The sequence below is a fragment of the Mycoplasma tauri genome (genome assembly GCF_016925555.1).
Classification (GTDB): Bacteria; Bacillota_I; Bacilli_A; order Mycoplasmatales; family Metamycoplasmataceae; genus Mycoplasmopsis; species Mycoplasmopsis tauri.
Genome location: NZ_CP070479.1, coordinates 749739 through 764150, shown reverse-complemented (window position 1 = coordinate 764150; position 14412 = coordinate 749739). Strand labels below are relative to the sequence as shown.

The window sequence follows — 14412 nt, the reverse complement described above, 5'->3', positions numbered from 1 at the left end:
TTATATTTTTATATTTAATAAAGACTTATTTTTATGTTAATATGTTGAGTTATCAACATTAAAAAGGCAGTTATACACAGTTTATTCACATAAAAATAACCAGTTTTCCACATTTTTACAAAGTTATTAACATTTGAACAAAATTAACAATATGAAATGAATGCATTATTTATTAGCAAGAAAAAAATGGCTTATTTTTCCCATTTTTTTCCGTTTTTTTTATTTTTAAATTAGTTTTGAACATATATGAGTGGAAGGAGAAAAAAACAAAATTTTTAATATAATTTATTAATTATGTATAGTGATGATGAAAAGAAAACTATTGTTACAAAGGGTAGATTTTTAACTGTTAAGTGAGGAGGAGCAGCAGTCAATTGATCTAAAACTCTTTGGGTTTTTGAATCATCTGAAGATAAGACTAAGTATTTCATTTACACTGATAAAAAAGGTATAGATCAATCATATACTTATGAAGTAAGTTTAAAAAAGAATAGTTATAAAAATTCAAAATATAATTCATCATCTTATAGTTTGTTAGATTTTAAAATAATACAACCTGATACTAATTTAGAAATAATTAAAGTTTTAATTAAAAATGTTTCGGGATTGGGTGCAAAATCAATTGAAGAAATGATAAAAATATTACCTAATGGTGAATTAAAACATGTATTTGATGACCCTACATTAGTTCAAGATATTTTAAGACCAAAAGTTTTCGAAAACCTACTTGATTTTTGCGAAACATATAGATCAAGTGATTATGAATTTTTTGTAGAACATCAACTTAGTGATTTATGAAAAATTTTATGTGACACTTTTACTGAAAAAAATTTTGTTAGTAGGTATAAATCAGGCATTGATCCTTATGAGTTATATATTGATCATAGAATTAAATTTGATTTAGTTGATAAATTTGCTCAGGCAGTTTGTCCTGATTTAAATTTAAGCAAAAGAATAAGGGCATACATTTATAAAATTTTGCGTTCTTCATTTGCTGAAGTATTAAAAATGTTCAGTGGTAATAAATATTGATTATTGAAAGATTTTTATGAAATGTATCGAGATCTTAACGCAGACAATAACACACTAGTAGAAATTGGCTATTTAAGTCAATTACTCTATTTGATTTTTGAAGATAAAAATATTAGTTTGCAAAATATTATTGAAGTTGTGAATAATATGGTTCAAAATGAAGAACTTATTTTTAATGAAGAAATGAGGAGAGTTTCTTTATCTGAGTTTTATAAAATGGAAAGTTTTATAGTCGATCAATTAATAAAAATTCAAAAAAAGAAAAAAGTAATCAACATTAAAAAAATGCCATTGGAAGCTTTTTCAAATGATCAAAAAGAAGCTTATATGAGTTCAATTGAGGAACCAATTTCCATAATAACCGGTTATCCAGGAACAGGGAAGAGTTTTTTAATTAATCATATTGTTAACACTTTTTTGGAAAATAAGATTTATAAGAAGAGTGATATAGCTATATTGACTCCAACTGGGAGAGCAGCCACATTATTAAGCAAAAAAACTAATTTAGAAGCAAGAACTATTCATAGTTTTTTAAAATTAACAGTTGCCAATGAGGAAGATGAAGATATTTTTTCATTTGAAACAAAAAATCCTGTCAAGGTTGTGATTATTGATGAGTTTTCTATGGTTAGTTTGCCAATTTTCTATAACATTTTAAAAATTTGTAATGAAATAGAAAAGCTAATAATTGTTGGGGATCAGGATCAGCTTCCATGTATAGGCAAAGGTAATATTTTAGATGATTTAATAAAAAGTAAATTTTTCCCAACACATAAATTACTTGAAGTATATAGAACTGATAAGAATGATATATTTGAGCATTTTTTAGCTATAAATAAGAGACAAAAACCTATTTTAGATACTCATTCTGTTAGTTTTATTGAGTTATCAAATTCTATGTTTTTGAAAAATATTGAAAGTATTTATGATGAAAAGGTAAATAAATATTCAATAGAAGAAGTTACATTATTGTTACCATCATATTTAAAAAAAGGCGAACCGGGGATATTAGAAGTTAATAGTATTTTGCAACAATGAAATTTAAAAAGGACTAATGCAAAGACAAATATTCAATTATTTAGTGAATTTTATTTTTATGTTGGAGATAAAGTTGTTCAAAAAATAAATGATTATGAAAAGAATGTTTTTAATGGAGAAATAGGTTTTGTTGATTCTATTGAAAATAACGTTGTAACAGTACGTTTTAATGACGATAAATTAGTTACTTATGAAAAGAAAGATTTGTATGATAATTTAACATTGGCATATGCAATAACTGTTCATAAATTTCAAGGTTCAGAATCTGATTGTGTAATTTTTGGTGTTTTAAAAGACAAAGTAGAAAACATGTTAACTAAAAAATTTATGTATACAGCTGTATCTAGAGCTAAAGAAGAGTTGATTATTATAGGAAACAAAGAATTATATTTAAATAAGATAACATCATCATCAGCAGACCCAAAGTTTTTCACTAATTTTGTTAAGATGCTAGATTTAAAAAAGGAGTAGTATGAAATTAATAGTAGGCTTAGGTAACCCAGGTAATGAATATAAATTTACAAAACATAATGCTGGATTTTTAGCTATTGACAAAATAATAGATAAGTTAAATTTAGGCCCAATGAAAGAAAGATTTAATGGAGAATTTATAGTATCTGATGGTTTTATATTGGCTAAACCCTTAACATATATGAATAATTCTGGTGAATTTATTCATGCTTTGGCTAATTTTTATAAGATTAATTCTTCAGATATTATTGTTATTTATGATGATAAAGATTTTTCAATTGGTCAAGCTGCTTTAAAAATAGGCGGTTCAAGTGCAGGACACAATGGCATTAAAAGTATAACTAACAAGTTTAAAGATAATGATTATAAAAGGATTAGAGTTGGAATAGGTTTTAATAACAAAATGCCTTTAAAAGAGTATGTTTTGTCAAAATTCAACAAAGAAGAAATAATCATTTTAGATGAAGTTTTAGATAGAATTGCAGATGTTGCCTTGTCACTTGTATATAATGATTTTGTATATGTTATGAATAAATTTAATACAGAAAACAAAAAAAGAGAGATTTAATGGTTTTACTAGGTGTTAGTGGCGGTCCTGATTCAATGTATTTGCTTCATAAAACATTTAAAAAAAGAAAAGATATTATTGTAGCTACAGTTAATTATAATATTCGGGATGATTCTTATATAGATGTTGAAATTGTGAAGGAATATTGTCAAAAAAATAATATTGTTTTAGAAGTATTAGAAATTGACAAAAAAGCTATTTTTAAAGGTAATTTTGAAGAAAAAGCAAGAAAAATTAGATTTGATTTTTTTGCTGCATTGTACAAAAAATATAATTGTGAATTTCTTTTACTGGCTCATCATAAAGATGATTTTCTAGAAACGGCTATTATGCAAAAAAGATCTAGAAGAAAACCGTTTTATTATGGAATAAAAGAAGAAAATTTTATAGATGGTATGAAAGTAGTCAGACCGCTTGTTTTTAAAAAATTTAAGAGGGAAATTATTGAAGAATTAAATTTCTTAAAGTTGAAATTTGCTATTGATAAAACTAATGAATTAGCAATATATCAACGAAATAAAATAAGAAAAGAGTTGTTAAAATTGTCTGAGGACGAAAAAAATATTTTGATTAATGATATTTTGTTAGAAAATCAAAATCTTTCAATTATCGAAAATGCAATCAATGAAGAGTTTCTTTTTTGAGAAAAACACAATTTTAGTCAAGAAATATTTAGTAATTTAAAGCATAAAAAAGAATCTGTTTTTAAATTTATTCACAGTTTTTATAATGACATTAAATTATCTTCACAGAAAATTAACTCTATAATCGATTTTATTTTGAGCAAAAATAGAACAAGCAGTTTTTTGTTGAAAAATGGAATTTATTTATTTAAAAAACAGGGTTTATTAAAGTTTAAATAATAAATTTTATTTCATGTAATTGAATTATAATTTTATTTAAAATTTAAATATGATAATTTGAAAGGAGATTAAAAGGTGATAAATGAAAAAAGAAACAAAATAATAAAAATAATAATTTGAGTATCAATATTAGTTTTAATCATTACTTTGGTTTCATTTTTACTTTTTAATAGGTTTAAACCACAGCCTAAAGTCGGAAGTTTAATTGATTTTGTTAATGATCTGAATAAAGCTAGTGAGTCAGTTAATGATAAAATTTACATTCAAGACATAAGGATTGATGGTGCTTACGATACGATTACGTATAAATTTGTATCAAATGGTTCTGAAATACAAAGAAATATTAGTTTAATTAAAGGGCACGCATCAACAATTTTTGGAAATAATGATAGTCATCCAGTTGGTTCTTTCATAATAAATGGTCAAACTTTTGAATGAGCAAAAATATTTTCAAAAAATGGCGTTGAGACTGTTAACATTGGTGATAATTTAAAAACTGTTGGAGTTATTGCTACAAAAACATCAATTTGAGCTCAGCTTGCATTATCAATTTTACCTACATTATTGTGATTATTGCTTTTATTCTTCCTTTATCGTTCAATGATGAAGAAAAGCATGAATATGATGGGTGCAATTGGTGATGATAAAAACCCTGCACAAAAAATTAAAAGTGACAAATCTTTCAAAGATATTGCCGGAAATAAAGAAGCAATTGAAGAAATAAGGGAAATAGTTGACTATCTAAAAAATCCTAAGAAATATCAGTTGGCTGGCGCTAGAATGCCACATGGTATTTTATTAGGTGGCCCTCCAGGGACAGGTAAAACATTATTAGCTAAAGCCACTGCCGGTGAAGCAAATGTACCATTTTATTTTATTTCTGCTTCTAATTTTGTTGAGATGTACGTTGGATTGGGTGCAAAAAGAGTTAGAACAGTTGTTAATGAAGCACGTAAAAACGCTCCTGCCATTATCTTTATTGATGAGTTAGATGCTATTGGTAGAACTAGAGGTTCAGGTATTGGTGGTGGACATGATGAGCGTGAACAGACTTTGAATCAACTTTTAGTTGAAATGGATGGTATGAAGGAAAACAATGGTTTATTATTTTTTGCTGCTACAAACCGTACTGATGTTTTAGATCCTGCCTTAACTCGTCCTGGACGTTTTGATAGAACAATAACAGTTGGTCTTCCAGATGTTAAAGAAAGAGAAGAAATCCTTGCATTACATGCAAAAGGCAAGAGAGTTGCTCCAAATATTGAGCTTGCAAAAGTTGCAAAAAGAACACCTGGCTATTCTGGAGCACAGCTTGAAAATGTTATAAATGAAGCAAGTCTTTTAGCTGTTAGACGTAATTCAGACATTATTGAAAGAGAAGATATTGATGAAGCTATTGACAGAGTAATGGCGGGTCCAGCTAAAAAGAATAGAGTTATAACAAAAGATGAATTAACAATGGTAGCTTATCATGAAGCTGGCCATGCTGTTGTTGGTATAAAAATGCCAGGAGCTAATAAAGTTCAAAAAATTACTATTATTCCTCGTGGCCATGCTGGCGGATATAACTTAATGACACCAGAAGAAGAAAAATATAATTTAACTAAAAAAGAACTAATTGCCATGATAACTAGTTTTATGGGTGGAAGAGCTGCAGAAGAAATTATTTATGGAAAGGACAATGTTTCTACAGGTGCTTCTGATGATTTTCAAAAAGCTACAAAAATTGCTAGAAAAATGGTTACAGAATGAGGAATGTCTGAACTTGGTCCAATTCAATATGAACAAGATGAAGGCTCACCATTTTTAGGTAGAGATTATTTGAAAAGTTCACAATTTTCTGCACAAGTAGCTCTTGAAATAGACATGGAAGTTAGAAAAATTATTAATGAAGCTCAAGAAAATGCTGTAAAAATTATTAATGAAAATAGAGAACTTCATGAATTAATTAAAACTGCATTACTTGAAAAAGAAACCATTGTGGCTGAAGAAATTGAATATATAGCAAAAAATATGAAGCTACCTCAAAAGAAAGAAGACGAATCGCTTGAAAAAACAAATGTTGTTTTAGACGATTTGTTTAAATAATTTATTAAAAACACATTTTTGTGTTTTTTTGTTTTTTTGTTTTAACTCTGTAGCATAAAAAACTATGAATAAATTAAGATGAATTTAATGAAAATAATTATTTTATAGATATTTTAGTGTTTTTAAAACAATTTATAAAACAATAAAAAACATTTTTTATCATTAATGGTTAAAATTAATTAATTTAATATAATACTACAATATATTACTTTAAATAAGTGAGGATATAATGTGAAGGCTATTTAAAGAAGTATTAAAGTCTTTTTCAAAGAATAAAGTAATGGTATTTGGTTTAGGAATATTGGTTTTTTTAACCTCTGTTGTTTTTTCTTTACTTTCAACTTTAAAATCTTCAATGGTTAAAGGTTTTCATGATTATAAAAATGTTTCAAAACTTCATAATGTTTCACTCGATTTTAATTTTCCTACTCAAGGAGCAGTTTATAATCAGGGTTATTTTGTTAATGGAAAAGATTCTACACAAGATAAAAAAGTTTATGAACCTGTAACTTATGAAATAAAAAATAGCAATAATGATGAAAGAAGTTTTGAAAATATTCTTTATTCACCAAAATCTGATTTTATAAGTTTGGCAAAACTTAAGTATGTTGATAATACTGGTAATGGTCAAGAGATTATCGAAAATTCAAACAACATTTATTTCAAAAAAACTGATCTACAGTCTCTTTACTATACATACATAACAGATAAAAATAATGATATTGTTTCATTTGAATTGGGTCAAAATTCTATAGATGCCGATAATGCTTACTTCATTTTGAAAGGCAATGTTTCTAAAAATATATTTATATACAAACAAGACAATAAAGGCATTTTTTCTCCAATTAAAGAAGAATATAAACTTAATTTGGAACAAGATCTTGAATTTGATAGAAATTATAAATTAGGGGACTTACTTCAAATAAAATCATTTGATGAACCTAATGAAGAATTGTTAGCATATCAAGTGAGCCCATTATTTATTGATGTTGTAAATAAAAAAATAACTGCAGATTATTCAATTGGTAAATCTTGACTAAATATAGGCAAAGGTGTTATTATACATCCAGATGTTTGAATTAAGAAATTAGGTTTTACAAAAAGATTAGATAATAACTTTGTATTCGTACAAAATGATGTAAATAAGGACCTGTCTGCTTTATTGGATTATAAAACAGGTAAATTTGAAAAAATAAATGATTTAATAGATGTTAAAAAAACTTGAAAATTAAAAGATTTTTATGATGAAGAACTAAAGACTTATCCTGAAAAATCAATAACCATTAGACCTGGCAGAAAGATTAAAATTGATAAAAGTTTATTAGCTTCTAAAAATGTCAAAACATATTTTGAGAGATGAAATTATCATACTTCTTTTTTGAATGATTATAAGGAAAAATGGACTGGTGCATTTCATACATTCATGTCTTATTTAGAAGAAAAAAAGAATGATAAAAGCTCTGCTGAGCATAAAATTTGAAATGATCTAAAAGATTTTTCATATTGAGAAAAGAAAGAAAAAACAACTATTATTCCATATGATGATTTAAAATCAGAAAGAAATGTTATTCTTAATAGCAAAATTAATGAAAAAGATTTAATGTTGAAACTTTTTACTACTAAAGGAGATGAAGGATATAAAATTCCAAATGATACTTCTTCAGAACCTTATAGATTAACAAAAGATAATGCAAAAACAATTTTAGAATTGGAAAAATATTTACAAGATAATAATTTAAGCATTAATCAAAAATTAGAATTAATAAATAACAAAGATATAAAGAGCATAAGGTTTAATTATATTAAACAAGAAGCTTATGAAGTTACCAAAAACTTGATTGTTGATAAAGTTAAGAATATTGTTAATGGTGAAGAAAATATAGGTTTAAGAAAATCTATAACAGTTGATTCAATTAATGATATAAATGGTGAGCACAATGTGTTTCATTTTATTGATGCTGGTAATGATAAATTTGAAGTAGATGGCATAAAAACTAATGTTGGAAAACTTTATAATGAACAATTTAATCCAAGTAAATTGAATTCTATAAATTTTAATTCAGAAGAATCATTTTACAAAGATTCACAAGTTCCACCATATTATGCATCATTGATTATTCAATCTATTGGAAGAAATCTTTATCCTAATCCTGAATATATTGAGCCTGTGTACGAGTTTGTAAATATTGTTGATGTAAATCCATTAAATAACAAACATATTACTATTCCTGCAAAAGTAGTTATGTTGAATAATTACATGGTAACAAATGATAATAGGATCATTGATAAGGAAGTATTAAATAATACATATAAAAAACTTAATTTTGGAATAGCATTTTTTGAGAATACCTATAAATTAGTTACTTCTGAATCGAATGGTAATTCAATTATTTGAAAAGTTGTCTATCCTGATGGCGTTAAAAATAAAGGTTTTGATAAGGGAACATTGTCAAAATGAATGATTACAAATAATTTGACAATTGCAACAGAAAATATTAAAGTAGAAGGTAATGGTTGAGTTAAAAATGACCCATTATTAAATAATCTTTGATATATACCTGTCCAATATTTATCTCCAAAAACAGAATTATTGAATGATATTTTAGAATCTGGTAATGTAAATTATTTATCTACAGCAATTGAGCAGCAATTGCTTAATTCTGAATTAGTTAAATTTAAATATATTTCTCCTGAGCATGTTTTTGCTCTTTCAAATGCAATTAAAGAATCTTTAAATGAAAATAAATTTGCAAATGTCTTTATAAGTGGAAAAATAAATACTGAAATATTACCAAAAATAATTTTTGATATTATTCATAAATTGAGTCACAATCAATCTGGAGATATGTTCAAATCACTAATTGTGAATATTTTTGAGAATGTTAAATCAAAAATCAAATCGATTAGTGATGATATAGCAAGACAAAAAGAATATTTATTAAAAGAAGTAACGAACATTTATAGCTTTATTGAAAAACTAACAAAATTAAATATTAACAAATATATTAATGCTGAGGATTTGGTTAATTTATCAAAAGATCCAAAAGAAGTAATTAATGCAATTCAGAAAATAATATTAAGTATTGATTTTTATAAATTTAGTGATTTAGCTCATGAATGATATGGAAATCAATGAAAGAAAAAAATAGAACACAATGGTGCTCAATATACTGTCAGATTAAGCACAGGAACTTTAATTAACTGATCATTTAAATCTATTGATCAAAAAACGCTTAAAGATGGATTAATAACTTTAATAAATAACTTAGATATAAACAATACATTAGATCTAAGTAATTCATCAAGTTTTTTAAGTAAATTATTAGATTATAAAGCACCTTTTATGAAAGAATTTATAGCTAAAATATTAACTAAAATAAATTTTGATGGAGATTATAATAATTTTAAAGATGGACTTATTTATATAATTAAAAATATAGATTTACAAATCATATCAGATTATATTGATAAGCATATGAAGCTTGAATTTATTGATTATAAAAAAACATATCCAAATTACGAAAATAACAGTGAAACAGTGTTATCTGAAAAGGTTGCCCTTCACACAATAAGGCCTAGTGATGGTATGATGGCATTTATTTATGGCATTTTTTCAAGCCCTGGAAGTAACAGTGGATTTAAGAAAAACCTAATCAAGATGTTTAACCTTTCTGATAAAGTTATTGAGAAAGAAATTGAGATAAATAATCAAAAATATAAAATTTATCTACCTGATAAGGATGATAATAAACTAAGCTTCTTTGACTTTATACCTATTTTTACAGATGTTTTGGGGGCAAAAAAGAATCAGTTATTTAAAAATTATGTAATTGAGCAAGAGTTGCTTAATGTAATTAAAAATATAGAGAATTTGCAACGGGAAAAAGAAAACAAATTAATATTTTTTGGCGAACTAAATATGGATAGTCAAAAGACTTTAAAGCACTACAAAATTGCAAGTGAATTAAAAGATATAATTGATGAAAAAATTATCAAACATATAAATAATATTTTGCTTTTTATATCACAAACAAAAAACAGTAGAAATAATTTCTTTATTACTTCAACAAATGCTACAGGCGCTGATTTATTAAAGGATTTATATAATTTTAATGATGATGAAGTTAACTTTACATGGAAAACTATAAAAGGTTTATTAAGAAATGTTGATAATATAACTGTTGAAAATGATTATGCTTTAGGAGCACAAGCTTTCGATATCTTTTTACCATGGATAAATATGTTTGTTGCAAATAATGGTGCCACACATTCAGAAACTATTAAATTTATAAATGATTTATTAAATTTAAGTATCAATAGTGAAATACTAAGTGAAGTAAATAAAAAAACAAAAAAAGGCAATTTACCACTATATGATCAGACACAATTTGGAGTTTCTAATTCATTTTTAAGGCCAGAATTGGTTAATATCTTTGACTATGATGGTAAAAAATTTGTAAATGAAAAAGTTCAAAATTTAGTAAATAATAATAAAAAATTTAAAGAATTTATAATCAACCAAAAGAGCTTATTAATTGAGTTATTCGGTTTAATTGGCGCAAGCAAAGAGTATGTTTCATCATCAAAAGCTCCTAATGGTATCTACTATGAAACTATTAGAAAGTTTTTAAATAATTATCTAAGTAAAAATGAATTTTGAGAGTCTAGACAATTCATTATTCCTATTGTTTATGAAATGAGAATGAACTTCCCAGTTGAATTATTCGGTATATCTAGAATTTTAATTAATCCAATATTAAGATCTATTTATCCGCAGGTTGTAGCTTCTTTCTTAGTTTCTCAAGAACAAAATGAAGCAAATATTAAAGGTAATTTAGCTTATATTGTTACAAATAAAATAGGCAATTTTGAGGAAATAATTCAAACTAAAAAAGTTGATTTAAATAAATTATTTGAACATATTTGAAGAAACAACGACACTTCATTAATTCCAATAGATTTTAATGAAGAAAAATTAATGGTTCTCGATGGTGCTCAAATTAACAAGTTATTTAAAAAAGAAAATTCAGTTAATGTTTTTGGTCTAGATTTCATTAAATTGGTTAATCAAATTATCAACAATATTGTTGAACCGAAGGAAATGAGAGACATTGTATTTAATGATGCTAGAAGTTATTTAGCTAAGGTTAATTATGCTTATTTGATTAGGAATAATAAAGCAGTATATACTGGAGAAATTCCATCAAATAGTGTTGAAATTGAAAAAATGATCAATTTATTAGATGATAAATATGTAATTAATGTAAGTGGAATTAAATATTTGATTATTGGTGAAGACAACACTGTTGATTATATATATCCAGTTATCGATGAAAATAACCTACAAGTTAATACACAAAAACAGGCATTGGTTTATGTTAATAATTATGGTTTTTCAAGAATTGTTGCAGCTTACCAAGGTAATGTTATTAAGAAAAATTTATTGATTAAAAATGGTTCGAATAAGTCTGATTCACAGGTTAAAAAAGAAATTACGGATGTAGTTAATAGTTTAATTACAGATGCCAATAAAATTCAAAGGGTTTTCTTATATAATGAAATTGACCCAATTAATCCTGAAAGAGCATTAAGAATAACCACCATTGATAGCATGATAAAAACTATATCAGTAGTTATTGTAGTTATGATTACTGTTTTTGCAATAGTTGTCTCTGTTGCAATAATATTTATCATTAGAAGATATATTGCTAAAAAAGCTAAGGTGCTTGGTATATTGCTTGCTCAAGGGTACAAGCCTATTGAGATAGCAATATCATTAACAGCTTTTGCAATGGTTACAGCTATTGTTGGTGGTGTTTTAGGTTATGTGATTGGTTTTAGAACCCAGACATTGCTTCAAAATGTGTTTTCTAACTACTGAACTTTGCCTAAGGAAGTGGTACCGTTTAGCATTATTGGCCTACTATTTATAGTATTTGTTCCATTTTTTGGAATGAGTTTATTGATTATTGTTGTTTCACTTTTAACACTTAGAAAAAAACCTAATAGTCTAATAACAGGTGATGATGAAATTCCAAAAGGAAAATGATTTTATAAGGTTAAATACAAATTCGTTGATAAGAAAAATGTTAAAAAACGTTTTTCTTATGCTCTAGCTTATTCAAGTTTTTGGAAGCTAACAGCATTTAGTGGTAGTGTGTTACTTACATCAATAGCAACTATGTTTGGTATAGCTAATATTAAAACATTTAGTAAAACTATTAATTCAACATATGAAAATAAAAATTATAAGTTTAAAGTTGATTTGGAAAGTCCAACAATTGAAGGCGGATATTATACTAAATATGATTTAAATGATTTAAGTAATTCACTTTACACTCCTATCGGGAATATAGCTGAAGGGAATAGAGAAGTAGCTGATTACTTTAAACCGGGTAAGTCAAGCATAATAAATCCAAATGATATAGTTAATGGTAATCCAATTAATGGAGAAGGACATATACTTTCTCAATTTGGTGTAAATGTTGCTATTGATGCTAGCGTAGCGGCTGACCCTTGGTTAGTTGCATACAATGGTATGCCTGATAGTCAAAAAGCTAAAATAGATTTATTAAGAGATAAAGTTGGTTATCAACTTGAATGAAGTCAAAGTTTAGATGATGAAGCAAAATACATAAATGATCCTAATAAACCTGTTTTAAAGGTAAATCCAGAAAATGGATTTATGTCTTATGAAGATGCAAAAGGAAAAAAATATAGCTTTTTCAAATACTATAAACCAGAACATGAAAAGCAAGGTTCATTTAAAATAGCTTATTGGAATAACGATGATCAAAAATATGAAATGAAATCTATTAAAACTGGTATAGACGGCGGAAGAGATCATTATAGAGAATTCTTAGTCAATGCTTATAGAAAGATTAATTTAGTAGTTAAAGAAAACTTAAGAAGAAAAATTAATAATGAAGAATTCATAAATCCTATTAAAGGATGAAAGAAAAATCAAATAAAATCCGATTATTGAATAAGTGATAAATCAAACTTAGATAAAGCATGAAACAATGATTTCTTTATTAGCTTTGGTGGTGTTTTATTTGATAAGAATTATGATGAGACATATACTTATTTAAATTCAACCTATAATAAGTCGAATGTAAAAATTTATGGTTATAAAAAACCAGAAAAAGGCAAAAAGCCAATGATTAATTTATTTGACGATAATGGAAACAATTTATTTGATACTCTTTATAATTATAAATACAAAGAAAATGAGAATATTTATCCAATTCTTGTTAATGAAGTATTTAAAAGGAAAAATAATATTTCAAATGGACAAATATTAGAATTTAAAATAAACAATAGAATAGATAGGTATAAACAAAAAATACTTGAAAAAGTTCATCAAAATAATCATAATAATAAAGTACTTACTGAAATAAAAAATGATTATGAGAATAAGAGGTCAGCTAAATTTAAAGTTATTGGGTTTATTCCTACATATATAAATAATGAGCTAGTGACTACTCAGGAAGTTGCAAATAAATTAGTAGGCTTTAAATCTGAGGTTAAAGAAGCATTTAATGGTGTTATGACTATGAATCATACACCAACACAAGTTACTGATTCAACATCACTTTATTCATTAAGCGGATATTGATCAGGGCTTGACGGTTTTAGTTTAGATTCATTAGATTCTGGAACAATATATAAAATGTTTGATCAAATTTTTGGCGTAAATGTTAGTGATCCAAGCAAAGGCGGAGTTTTACAAAAGCAACATGGATTAAGCAAAGATGAAATTGCTAAATTCTTAGATTCATCTGCTAGTCAATATTCCGAAAACCTGTATAAAACAGCAAGAAACAATGCAAGAGTGCATATTGAAAACTTTAGCAAAATTTATGATAATAAACTTTATATTGCTTTAAGTACATCTATTGATTCAAAAGATATTGAAGTTGGTTTTACAAAACAAGTAGGATCAACAATTGAAAATATAACAATATTAATAATTGCAATTAGTTTCATAATTTCTTTAATTATTTTAATAATAATGTCAACAATAATGGTTAGTGAGCATGAGAAAAATATTGCGATATGATCTATATTAGGTTATACGCAAAAAGAAAAAATGAGTATGTTCTTTAAAGTGTTTATACCTTTTATTATTGGGGCTTTATTGTTAGCCATTCCAATAGTGCTATTAATTATTCAAATATTTAATATTTTCTTGTTGAGTTCATCTTCTATTGCTCTATTATTGACGTTGAAATGGCATCATGTTTTAATAACAACAATTTTAATGTTCGGAGTATTTATAATTACATCATTGCTAGTGTGATATACAATTAGCAAAATGAAACCTGTTGATTTACTAAAAGGAAAATAGCT

The 14412-nt window shown here is 25.7% G+C and carries 5 protein-coding genes; all 5 read left to right on the top strand.

Annotated features, from left to right (window positions below):
* Positions 1-294 precede the first annotated feature (294 nt).
* The 5 genes from JS510_RS03335 to JS510_RS03315 all read left to right on the top strand — a co-directional run bounded on the left by JS510_RS03335 (position 295) and on the right by JS510_RS03315 (position 14410).
* Entirely contained in the window at positions 295-2541 is a 2247-nt protein-coding gene (locus JS510_RS03335) for an ATP-dependent DNA helicase (RefSeq protein ID WP_232840943.1), read from the top strand.
* 1 nt (position 2542) lies between these two features.
* Complete coding sequence (pth, locus tag JS510_RS03330; RefSeq protein ID WP_205517336.1) at positions 2543-3109, top strand: aminoacyl-tRNA hydrolase; 567 nt, start codon at positions 2543-2545, stop codon at positions 3107-3109.
* Entirely contained in the window at positions 3109-3972 is an 864-nt protein-coding gene (gene tilS, locus JS510_RS03325; RefSeq protein ID WP_205517335.1) for a tRNA lysidine(34) synthetase TilS, read from the top strand. Before pth ends, tilS begins: the two co-directional genes overlap by 1 nt.
* 75 nt (positions 3973-4047) lie before the next feature.
* Positions 4048-6060 (top strand): ATP-dependent zinc metalloprotease FtsH, encoded by a 2013-nt coding sequence (gene ftsH, locus JS510_RS03320; RefSeq protein ID WP_205517334.1) that lies wholly within the window; start codon positions 4048-4050, stop codon positions 6058-6060.
* A gap of 229 nt (positions 6061-6289) precedes the next feature.
* Entirely contained in the window at positions 6290-14410 is an 8121-nt protein-coding gene (locus tag JS510_RS03315; protein WP_205517333.1) for an ABC transporter permease, read from the top strand.
* Positions 14411-14412 lie beyond the last annotated feature (2 nt).